Origin of the sequence: Thermochromatium tepidum ATCC 43061, assembly GCF_009664085.1 — a bacterium.
In the GTDB taxonomy this organism is placed as follows: Bacteria; Pseudomonadota; Gammaproteobacteria; order Chromatiales; family Chromatiaceae; genus Thermochromatium; species Thermochromatium tepidum.
Genome location: NZ_CP039268.1, coordinates 560,474 through 576,103, shown reverse-complemented (window position 1 = coordinate 576,103; position 15,630 = coordinate 560,474). Strand labels below are relative to the sequence as shown.

14 protein-coding genes and 2 tRNA genes are annotated in these 15,630 nt (G+C 65.7%); 5 read left to right on the top strand and 11 right to left on the bottom strand.

Annotated elements, in window-relative coordinates; translation table 11 throughout:
- Positions 1–17 precede the first annotated feature (17 nt).
- Genes panC through pcnB form a run of 3 tightly spaced genes read right to left on the bottom strand, consistent with a single transcriptional unit; the run spans position 18 to position 3,080 of the window.
- Positions 18–890 carry a pantoate--beta-alanine ligase gene (gene panC, locus E6P07_RS02690; protein WP_153974184.1) on the bottom strand — a complete coding sequence of 291 codons (873 nt, stop codon included), beginning with the start codon at positions 888–890 and terminating at the stop codon, positions 18–20.
- Positions 891–906: 16 nt separating this feature from the next.
- Entirely contained in the window at positions 907–1,710 is an 804-nt protein-coding gene (panB, locus tag E6P07_RS02685) for a 3-methyl-2-oxobutanoate hydroxymethyltransferase (protein ID WP_153974183.1), read from the bottom strand.
- A 47-nt stretch (positions 1,711–1,757) separates the two neighbouring features.
- Positions 1,758–3,080: a polynucleotide adenylyltransferase PcnB gene (gene pcnB, locus E6P07_RS02680; RefSeq protein WP_153974182.1), complete on the bottom strand. Its 1,323-nt coding sequence runs from the start codon at positions 3,078–3,080 to the stop codon at positions 1,758–1,760.
- Between the two features lie 98 nt (positions 3,081–3,178).
- On the opposite strand from pcnB, the gene E6P07_RS02675 reads away from it, so the two are divergent.
- From E6P07_RS02675 to lnt, 5 genes are all read left to right on the top strand, one after another.
- Positions 3,179–3,253, top strand: a tRNA-Glu gene (locus E6P07_RS02675).
- A 118-nt stretch (positions 3,254–3,371) separates the two neighbouring features.
- Positions 3,372–4,505 (top strand): metallophosphoesterase family protein, encoded by a 1,134-nt coding sequence (locus E6P07_RS02670; RefSeq protein WP_153974181.1) that lies wholly within the window; start codon positions 3,372–3,374, stop codon positions 4,503–4,505.
- Complete coding sequence (locus tag E6P07_RS02665; RefSeq protein WP_153974180.1) at positions 4,502–7,168, top strand: AAA family ATPase; 2,667 nt, start codon at positions 4,502–4,504, stop codon at positions 7,166–7,168. The genes E6P07_RS02670 and E6P07_RS02665 overlap by 4 nt, the downstream gene beginning before the upstream one ends.
- A 39-nt stretch (positions 7,169–7,207) precedes the next feature.
- Positions 7,208–7,284, top strand: a tRNA-Met gene (locus E6P07_RS02660).
- 120 nt (positions 7,285–7,404) lie between these two features.
- Entirely contained in the window at positions 7,405–8,937 is a 1,533-nt protein-coding gene (gene lnt / locus E6P07_RS02655; RefSeq protein ID WP_246172905.1) for an apolipoprotein N-acyltransferase, read from the top strand.
- Here the strand turns inward: lnt and orn are convergent.
- The 8 genes from orn to E6P07_RS02615 all read right to left on the bottom strand — a co-directional run bounded on the left by orn (position 8,907) and on the right by E6P07_RS02615 (position 15,630).
- Complete coding sequence (orn, locus tag E6P07_RS02650) at positions 8,907–9,455, bottom strand: oligoribonuclease (RefSeq protein ID WP_153974178.1); 549 nt, start codon at positions 9,453–9,455, stop codon at positions 8,907–8,909. The genes lnt and orn overlap by 31 nt on opposite strands.
- Positions 9,456–9,524: 69 nt before the next feature.
- A complete protein-coding gene (locus E6P07_RS02645) occupies positions 9,525–10,814 on the bottom strand; it encodes a dihydroorotase (protein ID WP_153974177.1) in 1,290 nt (429 codons plus the stop codon).
- Positions 10,807–11,805 carry an aspartate carbamoyltransferase catalytic subunit gene (locus tag E6P07_RS02640; protein ID WP_153974176.1) on the bottom strand — a complete coding sequence of 333 codons (999 nt, stop codon included), beginning with the start codon at positions 11,803–11,805 and terminating at the stop codon, positions 10,807–10,809. Before E6P07_RS02640 ends, E6P07_RS02645 begins: the two co-directional genes overlap by 8 nt.
- Positions 11,806–11,851: 46 nt before the next feature.
- Positions 11,852–12,385 (bottom strand): bifunctional pyr operon transcriptional regulator/uracil phosphoribosyltransferase PyrR, encoded by a 534-nt coding sequence (gene pyrR / locus E6P07_RS02635; RefSeq protein WP_153974175.1) that lies wholly within the window; start codon positions 12,383–12,385, stop codon positions 11,852–11,854.
- A complete protein-coding gene (gene ruvX, locus E6P07_RS02630; protein ID WP_153974174.1) occupies positions 12,372–12,779 on the bottom strand; it encodes a Holliday junction resolvase RuvX in 408 nt (135 codons plus the stop codon). Before ruvX ends, pyrR begins: the two co-directional genes overlap by 14 nt.
- A 16-nt stretch (positions 12,780–12,795) precedes the next feature.
- Complete coding sequence (locus E6P07_RS02625) at positions 12,796–13,359, bottom strand: YqgE/AlgH family protein (RefSeq protein ID WP_153974173.1); 564 nt, start codon at positions 13,357–13,359, stop codon at positions 12,796–12,798.
- Positions 13,360–13,498: 139 nt separating this feature from the next.
- Positions 13,499–14,503, bottom strand: coding sequence for an energy transducer TonB (locus E6P07_RS02620; protein WP_246172904.1), 1,005 nt, complete (start codon positions 14,501–14,503; stop codon positions 13,499–13,501).
- Positions 14,500–15,630 carry an FAD:protein FMN transferase gene (locus tag E6P07_RS02615; protein ID WP_246172903.1) on the bottom strand — a complete coding sequence of 377 codons (1,131 nt, stop codon included), beginning with the start codon at positions 15,628–15,630 and terminating at the stop codon, positions 14,500–14,502. The genes E6P07_RS02620 and E6P07_RS02615 overlap by 4 nt, the downstream gene beginning before the upstream one ends.

Genomic DNA, 15,630 nt, shown 5'->3' with positions numbered 1-15,630 from the left:
GGGGCTCTGTTGGTGAGTTAGCGAGGATCTAGATTTAAGCGCACATTGTCTATAAGACGCGCCCGCCCCAGATAGGCCGCGGCCAGGATGATGAGCGCACGGTCCTCGGGGCCGGCCGGGGCCAGATCCTCGGCCCGGCGCACGCTCAGGTAATCGGGGCGCAGTCCTGCCGCCGCCAGGGCCTCCAGTCCTGCCTGCTCGGCGCGCGCGATCGCCTCACCCGCGCCGATCTTCTCGGCGGTCGCCCGGAGCACCTGATACAGGGTCGGCGCCAGTGCCCGTTCCTCGGGCGTCAAATAATTGTTGCGCGAGCTCATCGCCAGGCCATCGGGTTCGCGCACCGTAGGCACAGCGACGATCTCGACCGGAAACGCCAGATCCTCGACGAGCCGACGGATCACCAGCAGCTGCTGAAAGTCCTTCTCGCCGAAGAGCGCGACATCCGGTTGGACCATGTTGAGCAGCTTGCAGACCACGGTTGCCACCCCGACAAAGTGGCCGGGGCGGCTCGCCCCGCACAGGATGTCTGAGAGCCCCGGCACCTCGACCCGGGTCTGGGCGTCCTGACCGCGCGGATAGATCTCATCCACGCTCGGGGTGAACAGCAGCGCGCAGCCGGTCGCTGCAAGCTGGCGGCGGTCGGCGTCCAGGGTGCGCGGGTAGGCATCCAGATCCTCATGGGGTCCGAATTGCAGCGGATTGACGAAGATGCTCACCACGACCCGATCGGCGCGCGTCTGTGCCTCGCGCACGAGGCTCAGGTGTCCGGTATGCAGATTGCCCATGGTCGGCACAAAGGCGATCCGCTCGCCGGACGCGCGCCAGGCGCGGATCTGGGCGCGCAGCTCGGCGAGGTGCTCGACCTCGATCAGGAGCGATGAATTCGGCATGGTCTGGATCTCGGGCTCAATAGGGTGTCTCGGCAGCAGCGGGGAAGCTGCCCTCACGCACGGCGGCGACATAGGCCGCCACCGCCGCGCCGATCGATCCACATCCCTGCATGAAGTCGCGGCTGAAGCTCGGTGGACGACCGGGATTCAAGCCGAGCATGTCGTGTAACACCAGCACCTGACCATCACACTCGGGTCCGGCGCCGATGCCGATCACCGGGATGCTGAGCGACCGGCTGATCTCGCCGGCGAGTGCCGCCGGCACGCATTCGAGGACCAGGAGCACGGCCCCGGCCTCTTCCATCACCTGCGCCTCGCGCCGGATACGCGCGGCCGAGGTCGCGTCGCGCCCCTGGAAGCGATAGCCACCGAGTCGATGGACTGATTGCGGTAGCAGCCCCAGATGGGCGCAGACCGGCACGCCCTGCTCGGACAGACGGCGCACGGTTTCGGCGAGCCACTCGCCGCTCTCCAGCTTGACGACCTGGGCACCGCCCTCCTGCATCAGCCGCGCGGCGTTGTCTAGGGCCCGCTCGGGCGTGGCCGCCGCCATGAAGGGTAGATCGACCACCACCAGCGCCCGCTCGCGACCGCGCACCACCGAGGCGCTGTGATAGATCATCTGCTCGATCGTCACCGGCACCGTGGTCGCATGTCCCTGCAACACCATCCCCAATGAATCCCCGACCAGGAGCATATCGACACCAGCGCGGTCGAGGAGACGCGCGAAGCAGGCGTCATAACAGGTCAGACTGACGATCCGCTCACCGCGCGCCTTCATGGCGGCCAGGGTGGCAACGGATAGAGGTGCAACAGACATCATCGGCTCCGGGGCACTGGACTCAGGGCGCGCCTTCAGTCGACGGGCTAGGCGCTCGATTCGGACCGCTTCTGCCGCCGTGGACGGCGCTTACGGCGGGGGCTCGGGTCGGTCATCCGCGCCCGTTCCTGGCTGCTCGCCTCCTGGAAGCGCGTCCACCAGTCGGCCAACTCGGGGTCGGCCTCGCCGGCCTCGGCGCGCAACACCAGAAAGTCATAGGCGGCGCGGAAGCGCGGATGGGTGATGAGTCGATAGGGCCGCTTGCCGTCGCGTTGCTCCAGACGCGGTTGCAAGGCCCAGATCTCATGCATCGGCAGCGAGAAGCGTTTGGGGATGGCGATCAGCGGGCGCTGACCGGCGCGGATCTCGGCGGAGGCCAGCAGGATTGCCTCAGTGGTGGCCATGCCCTGGGCCACGAGTGCTTCCCAGCGTCGCCGCACCGGCTCCCACAACAGGATGGCATAGAGAAAGGCCGGCGTGACCGGCTTGTCCTCGGCCAACCGCTTGTCGGTATTGGCCAGGCCGCGATTGACGAAGGTGATGGGGAAGGCATGGTCCTCTTGCGCCAGACAGGCCTCGGTCGCTGGAAACAGATGGCCGAAGAGCCCATAGTGACGCAGCTTCTCAAACGCCGCCACCCCATAGCCGGAATGAAACAGCTTAAGCAGTTCGTCAAACAGCCGGGCCGCAGGGATGTCGCGCAACAGATGGCCTAACTCGAAGAGCGGACGCTCGGTCTCCGGCTCGATGGTAAAACCGAGCTTACAGGCAAAGCGCACCGCACGCAGCATCCGCACCGGATCCTCACGATACCGCTTGACCGGGTCGCCGATCAAACGCAAGCGACCGGCGCGCAGATCCTCGAGCCCACCGGCATAGTCGATCAGGGCGAGATCGGCGATGTCATAATAGAGCGCGTTGATGGTGAAGTCGCGTCTCAGCGCGTCTTCCTCGATGGTGCCATAGAGGTTGTCGCGCACGATCAGGCCGTCGCGCACCTGACGCTCGGGGCTCTCGCCGTCGTCCGAACCGCTGCCACGGAAGGTCGCGACCTCGATGATGTCGCGACCAAACTGTACATGGGCCAGACGGAACCGTCGCCCGATCAGACGGCAGTTGCGAAACACCTGCCGCACCTGTTCGGGCGTGGCGTCGGTCGCAACGTCGAAATCCTTGGGCTCATGGCCCAAGAGCAGATCGCGTACCCCGCCGCCGACCAGATGGGCCTGGAAGTTCTCCTGCCGCAGCCGATAGAGCACACGCAACGCCGACTCACTGATATTGGCACGCGAGATGTTGTGCTGGGGACGCGGCACCACGCGGGGTTGGCCTGGACGAAGCGGAGCGGAATTTGGTTCGGAATCCTGCATGGATGTCTTGGCCGGATGGTCCTTGTCATCGATCGTTCAAAAGCCGCTTGTCTAACGCGGCAGGTCGCGTATAATACGCCATTCTCAAATGACATACCGCTCTCTTCGTCTAGTGGTTAGGACGCTGGCCTCTCACGCCGGTAACAGGGGTTCGAATCCCCTAGAGAGCGCCAAACGCTCAGGGGGTCTGGACAGCCATCCAGGCCCCTAATCTTTCGTACAAGCCCCGACCGTGCAAAGCGAGTCACAAGCCCTCGTGCCCAACCCCTGATCCCAACTCTGTGAGTCGGTATGCCCCGTATCCTGCATACGGCGGACTGGCAGATCGGTCGCCAATTCGAGATGTTCGGTCCAGAGGACGGCGCCCTGCTTGCCGAGGCCAGGTTCGCTGCCGTCGAACGGATCGCGCAGCTGGCAAGCGAGCGAGCGGTCGATGCCGTGTTGGTGGCGGGCGATCTCTTCGACGCCCAGTGGGTGTCCGACCGCACGATCCGGCGTCTGTTCCTGGCCCTCCAGGGCTATTCCGGCCCCTGGTTGTTGTTGCCGGGTAATCACGATGCCGCGCTGGCCGAAGGCGTATGGACCCGGGCGCAGCGTCTCGGTGTCATTGGGCCGAATGTCCAGCCGCTGCTCGAGCCCAAACCCTGGTTGCTGGACGCGAGCTCTGACGAGTGCACTGGGATCGCGGTGCTGCCGGCGCCCCTGAGCCAACGTCGTGTCCATGAAGACCTGACCGCTTGGTTCGACACGGCCCCGACCCCCGAGGGCTTCCTACGTATCGGTCTAGCGCACGGTTCGGTTCAGGGTGTGCTGCCCGACGACCTGGACTGCTCCAATCCCATCGCCGCCGACCGGGCGCGGCGTGCGCACCTCGACTATCTCGCTCTCGGTGATTGGCACGGTCGTCTGGGCATCGATGATCGCACCTGGTACAGCGGCACACCCGAGCCGGATCGCTTTCGCAACAACGACGCCGGCTGTGTGCTGGAGGTGGAACTCCCCGCCCCGGGCAGTGTCCCCCGGATCACCACTCACCGCATCGCCCGCCATACTTGGGTCTCGCACCAGGAGCGGATCGAGGTTCCAAGCGACCTCGATCGCCTGATCGCGGCGCTCAACCGCCTCCCCCCGCAGTCGGTACTCGAGCTCAGATGTTCAGGCCAGGTCGATTTCGCCGACTATGACCGCCTTCAGCAGGCGCTGGAACACACCGCGGCGCGCTTGCTGACCCTACGCACCGACCTAAGCGCGCTGCGGCTGGTGCCCACGGATGCCGATCTCGCTGACTTGCACGCCGATGGCTATCTCGCAGAGGTCGTCGCCGAGCTGCGTGCGGCCCAGGCCAAGGGTGGCGACGAGGTCAGTCGCACTGCACTGCTCATCCTGGCCGACCTGCTGCGCGCCGGACCTGGGACTCGGCCATGAGGCTGCGACGTCTGCGTCTAGTCCAGGTGCGACGCTTTCGCACCCCCTTCGAGGTCCAGTTCCAACCCGGCTTGAACCTACTCATTGGCCCCAATGAATCGGGCAAGAGCACCCTGGTGCGCGCCATTCGCGCCGCCTTCTTCGAGCGCTATACCACGACCGGCGTCGAGGATCTGCGCCCCTGGGATGATCCTTCGGCCTCCCCCGAGGTAGAGATCGAATTCGAGTGGTCCGACCAGACCTGGCGCCTCACCAAGCGCTTCCTGGGCCGTAAGCGCTGCGATCTGTCGATCGATGGCGAACGCCTGAGCAACGAGCTGGCCGAAAACCGGATCGCCGAGCTGCTGGGCTATCGCTATGCCGGGCGGGGTGGGAGTCGCCCCGAGCTTTGGGGTGTCCCAGGTCTGCTATGGGTGGATCAGGGTCAGGCGCAGGAGCTGTCCGCGCCCATCCAGCACGCCGCCGATCGCCTGCATATCGCCCTGGCGGCCGAACTCGACGCCATGACCAGCAGTGCCGGCGACGAGGTGCTCGGTCGCATCGCCCGGCTCCGCGACGAGCTGCTGACCGGACGGGGCGCCCCCCGCGGCGAGCTCAAGGCCGCCTGCGAGAGGCGCGACTCACTGCGTGCGACTTGCGACACCCTGACCCAGCGTGTCGCACGCTACCGACAGGACGTAGAGCGTCTGGATCACCTGCGGCAGGAACAGGCCCGGTGCAAGCAGCTCGCTGCAAAGCAGCAGCTCCTCGCCCAGCTGCGCGAGGCACAGACCCAGCTTGCCAGGGCCGAGGCGCTGGAGCGAGACCACGAACATCTCCTCCAAAGGCTGACTGCCATCGAGCGTGAGCGCGTGCTGATCGAACATAGGCTTGACCACATCCAGCAACTCGAGCACGCACTCGCGGGTCGGCACGCCGCGCTCGATCGCGAACGCGAGACCCTGGCTGAGCTGGTGGCAGACCGTGCCGCACTCACATCGCGGCTACAGCAGGCGCGCCAGGCACTGGAGGCGCTCTACACCCGCCAGAAAGAGTTACAACGGGGTCAAAGACGCCGAGACCTCTTGCAACAACTCCAACAGGCCGAGACCAACCGACAGCGGCTGCAAACCGCCCTACAGCAGGCGTGTCAGGCCGATCAGACCCTGCTCGAGCTGCAGCGCCAGATGCAAGGCATCCAGCTCGACCCTGAGGTCTTAAACACCCTCCGCGAGCTCCATACCCGCATCCACGAGCTCGAGCTCAGGCAACTGAGCATCGCCACCCGAGTGCGCTACCGGCTCATCCCCGGGGCCAGCCTCAGGCTGGGTGAGACCGACTTGCGGGGGGAAGGAGAATCCGTTCTGACAGCGCCCCAGATACTGTATCTGCCCGAGCTGGGCGAGATCAGCATCGAGCCGGGCGGCACAGACCTCGGGTCCATCGCCCGCGAACTGTCCATCGCCCGGACGGCGTTCGAATCCCTGCTCCAACGCCAGGGGTTGCGCGATCTGACCCAGGCTGAGTCCCATGTGGCCAGACGCCGCCAGATCGAGGAGCACATAAGACAGACCCGCGAGAGGCTCCAGTGGCTCGCCCCAGACGGACTCGATGCCTTAAAACGGGACCTGGCCTTGGCCGAGGCGAGCGTCACCCAGCTTAAGACAGCCTGCGAGCCGATCCCGGACCCGTCGCTCGCTCCAGGCGATCCGTCCGAGGCCGATCGGCTCGAGATCCACATCCAAGGGGCGCAAGCCCGACTCGCTCAGCTCGAGGCCGCGGACCATCGGTTGGCAGATCAGATCATCCGCACCGAGGTCGGCCTTAAGCACCTGACCGAAGAGCAGCGGCGGATCGAGACTGAGCTCGACCAGATTGAACACACCGGCGGACGCGCGCACTTTGAACGACGGGCGAGCGAACTGAGCGCCGAGGTCGCCGACTTGAAACGCCAGCAGGCCGAGCGCGAGCGCCAGCTGGCCGACCTTGGTCCAGACCGGCTGCGCCAAGACATCGAACGCTTGAACCTCAGCCTAGAGGTCCTGCGCCGCCAGGAGGCGGAGCGTTACGCGGCCATCCTCAAGCTCGAGTCTGGGCTGGAGGCCCTGGGCGCCGAGGGTCTGGATGAGCAACTGCAACTCTGCCGCGGTGAGCTCGAACAGGTCGAGCGGCGCTGGCGGGAACTCGACACCCGGGCCCGGGCGCTCGACCTGCTCTACCGCACCCTTGCTGAGAAACGCGACCAGGTCAGGCGCAAGATCCAGGCCCCACTGGTCGCGCGCCTGCATCATTATCTTCAGATCGTCTTTCCGGGGGCCCAGATCAGGCTAGATGAGACACTGCGCCCGCACTGCATCGCGCGCGCCGCCGAGCTGGCCGACCTGGATGCACTGAGCTTCGGGACGCGCGAACAGATCGGACTGATCAGCCGTCTGGCCTATGCCGATCTGTTTCAGGCAGCCGGCCATCCGACGCTCATCATCCTGGACGATGCCCTCGTGCACAGCGATCGCGCGCGCCTGGCCCAGATGAAGCGCGTCCTCTTTGATGCCGCCCAGCGCCACCAGGTCCTGATCCTGAGCTGTCACCCCGAGGACTGGATCGATCTGGGGGCGCAGGTCCAGTCTCTGGAACATGGCGATCATCTCGGCTCATTATCCTTGAGTAGGCACGCGCCCATTTGACGAACGCGACTGTAATTGCTAGAATAAGCGGCTCAATCTGGCTATGTAGCTCAGTCGGTTAGAGCATCGCACTCATAATGCGAGGGTCCCCTGTTCGAGTCAGGGCATAGCCACCACCATCCACTGCCTCACGAAAGAGCCGATTTCAACGCTTGTTGAAATCGGCTCTTTCGTTTGACCCTCGGACGCGTTTCTTATAGAAACGGCGCCTCCAAATCCGTCCGATGGCGATCCCAATGGTTTCTCTGCTCAAGCTGGATCTTGCGCGCCTTGCAACCCAGCAAGCGCTGCTTGCACTCGGCGCGGGTGCGCTGACTGTCCTCAGTTTTGCGCCCTTCTCGCTGTTTCCGCTCGCCGTGCTCGCCATCGCGGCGCTCTATCAGTCGCTCACGGGGTCAAGCCCAAGGGTCGCCTTCCAGCACGGCTGGCTGTTCGGCGTGGGACTGTTCGGCTTCGGCGTGTTCTGGATCCGGATCAGTCTCGACCAGTTCGGCAACCTGGACGCCTGGCTCGCCCATCTGCTCACGGCCCTGTTCATCGCGCTCATGGCGCTCTATTACGGCCTAACCGCCTGGCTGGTACGCCGTCTGGACCCAGATCCAAGCTGGCTCGGTCCACTGCTGTTGTTCCCCGGCAGCCTGGTCCTGTTCGAGTGGTTGCGTGGCTGGCTGCTCACAGGTTTTCCCTGGCTCAGTCTGGGCTATGGTCAGATCGAAGGCCCCCTGGCCGGCTATGCGCCAATCCTGGGTGTGCATGGGGTCAGCCTGCTGGTCGCACTCTCGGGCGGACTGCTGTGGTGCGCGATCCGCTGGCGGGGAGGCAAGCGGATCGGCGCTGCGCTCGCGCTGGCCGGGCTCTGGGTCTGTGGGGCCGGTCTCAAGGCCGTCGATTGGACCCAGCCTTCAGGCCCGCCGCTGCGCGCCACCCTGATCCAGGCCAATATCCCGCAGGCGATCAAGTGGGATCCCGAGGCGCGTCTGATGATCGCCGAGACCTATGTCGATCTGACCCTGGAGCATCTGGACTCGGATCTGATCCTCTGGCCCGAGACCGCCCTACCCGACTTCCTGCACCAGATTCGATCCCCCCTGATCGAGCCGCTTGCCGAGCGTGCACGCATCGAGGGTACCGAGATCGTGCTCGGGCTGCCGGTGATGGATCTTGAGAGCGGACGCTATTTCAACGGGTTGCTCGCGATCGGGAGCCGCGAGGATCTCTATGCCAAGCGCCATCTGGTCCCATTCGGCGAGTTTCTGCCTTTCAAATCTTGGCTCGGACCCCTGGTGGATCTGTTCGCCGTCCCGATGTCCGATTTCACCCCAGGCGAGTCGCGCCGGCCGCTGCTGAACGTCGGCGCGCACCGGGTTGGGGTCTCTATCTGTTATGAGGACGCCTTCCCCGCCGAGCTGATCCAGGCGTTGCCCGAGGCGGACTATCTGATCAATGTCAGCAACGACGCCTGGTTCGGCGACTCGCTCGCCCTGCCGCAGCATCTGGAGATCGCGCGGATGCGGGCGCTGGAGACCGGGCGCGCGCTGCTGCGCGCGACCAATACAGGGATCTCGGCCATCATCGACCACCGCGGGCGCCCGATCGACACCCTGCCCGCCTTTGTGCGCGGCGCGGTCACAGCCGAGATCCAGCCGCGCCAAGGTGTCACGCCCTTCAGCCGGTTCGGTCATGCACCGACGGTTGGGTTGGCCTTGGTTCTGACGCTGCTGGGTGGCTGGCGCTGGATTCAGTCGAGCCTGAGAAAGTGGGCACGATAGTGACGCAGTTCACCGATTGACTCACGGATGTCCTCGAGCGCCAGATGGCGCGATTTCTTCTTGAAGCCATCTAACACCCGGGGCGCCCAGCGCTGGGCCAGGATCTTGAGCGTGCTCACGTCTAGGTTGCGATAATGACAATAGGCCTCCAGACGCGGCATCCAGCGCGCCAGGAAGCGGCGATCCTGACAGATGCTGTTGCCGCACAGCGGCGAGACCCCAGCCGGGACGTAGCGGGCGACGAAGTCGAGGGTCGCGGTCTCGGCGTCGCCGACACTGTAGTGGCTGAGGTGAACGCGCTCCAACAGACCGGAGGCACCGTGATGCTCGCGATTCCAGTCGTCCAGCCCGGCCAGGATCGATTCGTCTTGATGGATCGCGATCACTGGTCCCTCGGCCACTACCTCGAGCTGGCTGTCGGTGATCAGGGTCGCGATCTCCAGGATCCGGTCGCACTCGGGATCCAGCCCGGTCATCTCCAAATCGATCCAGATCAGGTTGTGCTCGCTCTTGCCCATGTCACTTCAGTCTGACCTCGTAGGGGTGGGTTGGTAAGGGCGGGTTCTGAACCCGCCCCTTCTGCATGCTCAGCGTTCGAAGACGATCCGCCCCCCGAGCAGTGTCCAGCTCACCCGTCCGCGCAGATCGCGCCCCATGAAGGGCGTGTTGCGTCCCTGACTGAACCAGGTCGCGGGCGTGGCGGTCCAGACGGCGTCTGGATCGAAGACACAGATGTCCGCCTTGCCGCCGGGTGTGATCCGACCCAGATCCTCGCGTTCCAGGATCGCGGCGGGTCCGACCGTTAGACGCTCGATCACCCCCATGAGATCGAGCACGCCCTCCTCGACCAGCCGCAGTGCCAGCGGCAGCACGGTCTCCAGGGCCGAGAGACCGGGTGCGGTCTCGGGGAAGGGACCGAGCTTGGCATCCGGGTCGTGCGGCTGATGGTCCGAGCAGATGGCCGTCAGGATGCCTTTGGCCAGGGCCGCGCGCAACGCCTCGCGATCGTCCAGCGTGCGCAGCGGCGGGATGAGGTGACAGTTGGCGTCAAAATACGCCAGGTCATGCTCGGTCAGAAAGAGCTGATGGATTGCCACATCGCCGCTGGCGCGCACCCCGCGTGCGCGCGCCTCGGCCAGCATCTCGACCCCGCGCGCCGTGGACATCCCCTGGAAATGGATCCGCGCCCCGGTCTGCTCGGCCAGCGCCAGATCGCGCGCCACGGCCACGGTCTCGGCGGCCTCGGGGATGCCGGGCAACCCAAGCCGGGTGCTGACGACGCCCTCGTGGGCGCACCCGCCCGCGCTCAGTTCGGGATCGAGCGGCAGCAAGAAGAGGGTCAGCCCAAAGGTTGCGGCGTATTCGAGCGCGCGACGTTGGACCTGGGTGTCGCGGATCGGGCGATCGGCCTGGCCGAGCGCCGGACAACCGGCGAGCTTGAGCGCGGCCATCTCGGTGATGGACTGGCCCTCCAGCCCCTGGGTCATGGCCCCGATCGGCAGCACCCGGGTCAGGCCATGACGCTTGGAGATCTGATGGATCAGCCGCGCCACCGCCGGGGTGTCGATGACCGGACGGGTGTCGGGCGGACAGCAGAGTGTGGTGACGCCTGAGGCCGCCGCCGCGCGCCCCTCGCTGGCGATGGTCGCCTTCTGTTCGAGGCCGGGTTCGCGCACCCGCGCGCAGAGATCGACGAACCCCGGACAGACCACCTGACCACGCGCATCCAAGATGCGATCGGGTTGGAACCCGCTGGGCGCAGCGCCAATGGCCAGCACCCGACCCTCGGCGAGGTGGAGGTCGGTCACGGCATCGTGACCACTGGCCGGATCGATGAGCCGTCCGTGACGGATGCTCAGACGGGGGGCGTTAAGCATGGCCCGTCTCCTCCTGACCCTGGCGCCCGAGATGCTGATTGCCGAGACACATGGACATCACGGCCATGCGCACCGCGATCCCGTTCGTTACCTGCTCCAGGATCACCGAACGGCGCCCGTCGGCGACCTGCGAGTCCATCTCGACCCCGCGATTGATCGGGCCCGGGTGCATGACGATGGCATCCGGGCGCGCGGTCGCGAGCCGTTCCTCGGTCAGCCCGAAGAGCTGGAAGTATTCGTGCTCGCTCGGCAGGAGCGCACTGTTCATGCGTTCGCGCTGGAGACGCAGCATAATGACCACATCGGCATCGCGGATCCCCTCGCTCAGATCATGATAGGCACTAACCCCGAAGGCCTCCTCGACCCGCGCCGGGAGCAGGGTGCGTGGGGCGATGACCCGGACATCGGGCACCCCGAGCGTCTTGAGCGCGATCATCTGCGAGCGCGCTACGCGCGAGTGCAGGATGTCGCCGACGATGGCCACGCGCAGCCGGCTGAAATCCAGCTTGTGGCGGCGGATGGTAAGCATGTCGAGCATGGCCTGGGTCGGGTGGGAATGACGCCCATCGCCGGCATTGATGATGCTCACATGTGGGGCGGCATGGGCGGCCATGAAATGGGCGGCGCCGCTTTCGGCGTGGCGCACCACGAACATGTCCACATGCATGGCCTCCAGGTTGCGCAGCGTGTCGAGCAGGGTCTCGCCCTTGGCCGTGGCCGAGGTCGAGATGTTGAGATTGAGCACATCGGCCGAGAGGCGCTTGGCCGCGAGCTCGAAGGTGGTACGGGTGCGGGTGCTGGTCTCGAAGAACAGATTGGCCACGACCTTGCCGCGACACAGTGGTACCTTCTTGACCGTCTGCTGGGATACACCGAGAAAGCCCTCGGCCTGATCGAGGATCTCGATCAAGAGTTCACGGCTCAGCCCGTCGATGGTGAGGAAGTGCCTGAGCCGGCCTTGGGCGTCGAGCTGGGGATTGGGCGTCGTCATGGTGTCGAATGCGGGTAGGGGCGGAGCCAGGTCATGTCGCCCTGATTCAACGACTTGCGCCCCGTTTGGCACGCAGCATCAGCAGCGGCTCGGGACCATTGAGCTTGATCTGTTCGTCGGCGCCCAACCCGGCCGCGAAACCGGCGACATCGGCGGCAATCGGTAGCTCGCGCCCGTCGCGATCGAGCAACACGGCCAGTGTCACCGAGGCCGGTCGCCCATAGTCGAACAACACGTTGAGCGCCGCGCGGATGGTGCGACCGCTCTGGAGCACGTCGTCGACCAGGATCAGATGCCGGTCGTCGACCCCGACCGGCAAATAGGACGGGCGCACCTGCGGATGCATGCCGATCCGGCTGAAGTCATCGCGATAAAAGGAGATGTCGAGATGCCCCAGGGGCTCGGTCAGTCCAAGCCGCGCATACAGCCGCTCGGCGACCCAGACCCCGCCGGTGTGGATACCGATCATGAGCGGATGCTCGATCCCGCGCCGCTTCAGACGCTCGCGCAGGCGCTCGGTCATGGTGTCGATGGCCGCCGCGACGGCGGCGGCGTCCTTCCAGATGTCAGGCGTGCTCACAGAGCCAGGTTTCCAGGATCAGGGCCGCCGCGAGCGCATCCACGTCCTCCAGCCTGGGCGTGCGCCGATCGCGATCGGCAAGTTGACGATGGGCCTCGCGCGAGGTCAGACGCTCGTCGACTAGATGCACGGGCAGGCGATAGCGTCCTTCGAGCTGGCGGGCGAAGCGATATACGCGCGGCGACCAGGCGACCTCGGTGTCGTCCATCTGAAACGGTAGGCCGACCACCAAGGCATTCGGCTGCCAGTCGCGGATCAGGGCCGCAATGCCCATCCAGTCCGGACGCTCGCCCCGACTGCGCAAGGTGATCAGGGGTGTGGCCGAACGGGTGACCGTCTGACCCACAGCCACGCCGATCTTGCGCGGGCCGAAGTCGAATCCGAGCAGTATCATGAGCGATGCGCGTCTCTCAGGCGTGCCCAGCCTCGCCGCTCATCAGGTTCAGATCCACGCCGAGCAACTGGGCGGCGGCCATCCAGCGCGCGCTCGGATCCAGGCGAAAGATGATGTCGTTGCTCGCCGGGCCGTTGAGCCAGGCGTTGGCGCTCATCTCCTGTTCGAGCTGACCGCTGCCCCATCCGGCATAGCCAAGCGCGATCAGCACCTGATCTGGTCCCTCGCCACGGGCGATCGCCTCCAGGATGTCACGCGAGGTGGTGACGCTGATGTCGGGCGTGATGTTGAGCGTGGAGTCGTAGCTGTAGCCAGCCGTGTGTAGGACAAAGCCGCGGTCGGTCTGGACCGGACCGCCCTGATAGATGGGCGTCTCGGCCACGCCTGGATGCTGGGCGACAATATCCAGCTGGTCTAGGAGTGCTCCGAGCGTCACGTTCAGTGGGCGGTTGATGACGATCCCCATGGCACCATGTTCCGTGTGTTCACAGATATAGGTGACCGTGCGCGCGAAGTTGGGGTCTTGCAGACCTGGCATCGCGATCAAGAGATGGTTGGTCAAGGATGTACTGAAAGGCATGGGCGTTAGTATCCTGATCGACTCATGATGAGGCAAGCGCGACAATCTATCCACGGAACGCTAAGTGCGTCCGCCCGCTCCCGGTTCGATGGGAGGATCATAAGACCCTTTTGCCCCGCTGTCCCAATGGACCCTATATTCAGCGCTCCCAGCCGAGTAGATCGCCGCGCATGAACTGCCAGGTGCGCACGATGTCGAGCACATCGGTCTCGGCAGCGATGTCGGGCGGGAAGGGCGAGAAGGGCGCGGCCAGCTCGACGATGCGGATCGCGGCCTGGTCGAGGAGTTCAAAACCGGATGAGCGCACCACGCGGATGCTCTCCAGGCTGCCATCGGCGCGCACGGCCACGTGCAGGATGAGACTGCCGTAGAGGTGCTGATCGCGTGCGGCCTGCGGATAGTTGAGATTACCGATACGTTCGACCTTCTGCGCCCAGGCGGCCATATAGCTGGCATAGCGGAACTCGCGCGTGCTGGCGCTGATCGATTTGCGTCGCGCCCGCTTGGTGCCGCTGGCGGTCTGGTTAGAGGTGAGCCGGGCGACCTCGAGCCCCTGGCTGGCGAGTATCTGGGCCGTGTCGACGGATGTCTGACGCGGCGTGAAGGGATCGACCCCTGGACGCGGAGGTGCCTCTGACTCAGTGGCGAGCACGGGCGCGCTCGGCGGCTCCCGCCGTGGCAGCACCATAGCGTCCGGACGGGCCAGGGGATCAGCGTGCGGCGGTGCCCCATTCGGGAGGGACTCGGTCGGGTGTTCTGGATCTCTGGTCGGCGGCGTCGACTCCGTGACCGGTCCATCCATCGGTGAGGATGTCTCGACCGACGCCTGGGACGAGTCCCCGAAGGTCGGGATCGCCGCCTCGCCGAGCGGCGATTCGCCTACCTGATCGCGTTGAGCCAGAGCGGCCTCCTGGGCGGGGTTCGGGGCCGTGGTCCCGATCTCCTTGAGCAGGGTCACTTCCATCGCTGACTCGGGCGGCGGCGACCCCGGATCTGGCCACACGAAAGCGACAGCCAGGATCAGCAGCAGATGCAGCCAGCCGGACCCGACCAGGGCAGCGACAAAGGGCATATTCGACACCGACCTGACCTGGAAGGCCCAGTCAGGCGGCGGCTCCAGATTTGTGACATTGTGGTCCATCATGATGGACGATCATCCAGACCGGCAGGCGTCGGCCATTCAGGTTCGACGATCTCGATCGGTGCCTCGACGTCGAGCCGTTCGAGTCGCTCGGCCAGCGACGGCGTCAGGTGCAGACGCCCCTCGGCGTCGACGAGCAACACCTGTCGCACGCCCAGTCGCGCCGCCAGACGCCGCCAATCCTTGGCACCGGCGATAAAGAGCGCCCGCGCCGCCGTGGCCGCGTGTGTGGCCTCCGTGCTCAGGACCGTGACCGAGCGCGCCCCAGTGGCCGGAAGCCCTGTACGCGGATCGAGGATGGCGTGATCGCTTCGACCCTGATCCGTGAAGGCGTGCCCTTGCTCGGCCAGGGTTGCCAGCGCCTCGTCGCCGCGCAAGGATACGATCGCTAGGACCGCCGATCCGCTGGGATGGAGCACAGGGACGCGCCAGGGTTGACCGCTACGCTCGCCGATGGCCCGCAGTTCCCCACCCGCCTGGATGAGCGCATTACGCACGCCAAGATCCTTGAGATGCTGGATCGCCAGGTCGATGGCCTGACTCCGGGCGACGGGGCTGAGATCCAGGCTCAGGGCCGGATCGCGTCCGCATAGCGTCAGCCCCTCGATCTCGATCGCGGCCATGGACGGCGCAGACGCGACCGGGGCCGAGATCCGCTCGCGCCCCGGCGGATGACGGCTGGCGGTGGTCGCTGTGTCGCCCTCCCAGGGTCGCATGAGCCGTCCGAGGCCCAGACTGACCAACCCCTCGCTCTCGATCTCCAGCCTCTGACCGAGCCGGACCAGACGCAGGACGGACGGCGGCGGGACGAAAGGCTCGCCCTGGGCGAGGAGTCGGTTCACGCGATCCATGGCCTCGCCGTCGCTTGCCCAGTCCCGTTCCAGATAGGCAAAATCCTGGGCGACGAGGGCGGCGGCGCGCTCGGCCTGGTCGCGGGTCAGGGCGACCAGACTCACATCCACCTGGGTCTCGAAGGCCGTGAAGTGCGAAAGCATGACAGGTGTCTTGTCACGACAGGCGACGAGTGCCACCGACAGCACGAGCAGCAGCGGGAGGGCGCGCGCCGGTCGGACCAGACTCGAAGGGGACAGCCTAAACCCCATGATGATGGCTCCCGGGTTGAATCTCAT

What these genes read in the sequence shown, in the direction of transcription:
- E6P07_RS02640 (WP_153974176.1), bottom strand. Translation starts at nt 11,805, where the DNA reads ATGACGACGCCCAATCCCCAGCTCGACGCCCAAGGCCGGCTCAGGCAC.
- E6P07_RS02625 (WP_153974173.1), bottom strand. Translation starts at nt 13,359, where the DNA reads ATGCCTTTCAGTACATCCTTGACCAACCATCTCTTGATCGCGATGCCA.
- E6P07_RS02620 (WP_246172904.1), bottom strand. Translation starts at nt 14,503, where the DNA reads ATGATGGACCACAATGTCACAAATCTGGAGCCGCCGCCTGACTGGGCC.
- E6P07_RS02615 (WP_246172903.1), bottom strand. Translation starts at nt 15,630, where the DNA reads ATGAGATTCAACCCGGGAGCCATCATCATGGGGTTTAGGCTGTCCCCT.
- panB (WP_153974183.1), bottom strand. Translation starts at nt 1,710, where the DNA reads ATGTCTGTTGCACCTCTATCCGTTGCCACCCTGGCCGCCATGAAGGCG.
- E6P07_RS02665 (WP_153974180.1), top strand. Translation starts at nt 4,502, where the DNA reads ATGAGGCTGCGACGTCTGCGTCTAGTCCAGGTGCGACGCTTTCGCACC.
- pcnB (WP_153974182.1), bottom strand. Translation starts at nt 3,080, where the DNA reads ATGCAGGATTCCGAACCAAATTCCGCTCCGCTTCGTCCAGGCCAACCC.
- E6P07_RS02645 (WP_153974177.1), bottom strand. Translation starts at nt 10,814, where the DNA reads ATGCTTAACGCCCCCCGTCTGAGCATCCGTCACGGACGGCTCATCGAT.
- panC (WP_153974184.1), bottom strand. Translation starts at nt 890, where the DNA reads ATGCCGAATTCATCGCTCCTGATCGAGGTCGAGCACCTCGCCGAGCTG.
- lnt (WP_246172905.1), top strand. Translation starts at nt 7,405, where the DNA reads ATGGTTTCTCTGCTCAAGCTGGATCTTGCGCGCCTTGCAACCCAGCAA.
- E6P07_RS02670 (WP_153974181.1), top strand. Translation starts at nt 3,372, where the DNA reads ATGCCCCGTATCCTGCATACGGCGGACTGGCAGATCGGTCGCCAATTC.
- ruvX (WP_153974174.1), bottom strand. Translation starts at nt 12,779, where the DNA reads ATGATACTGCTCGGATTCGACTTCGGCCCGCGCAAGATCGGCGTGGCT.
- orn (WP_153974178.1), bottom strand. Translation starts at nt 9,455, where the DNA reads ATGGGCAAGAGCGAGCACAACCTGATCTGGATCGATTTGGAGATGACC.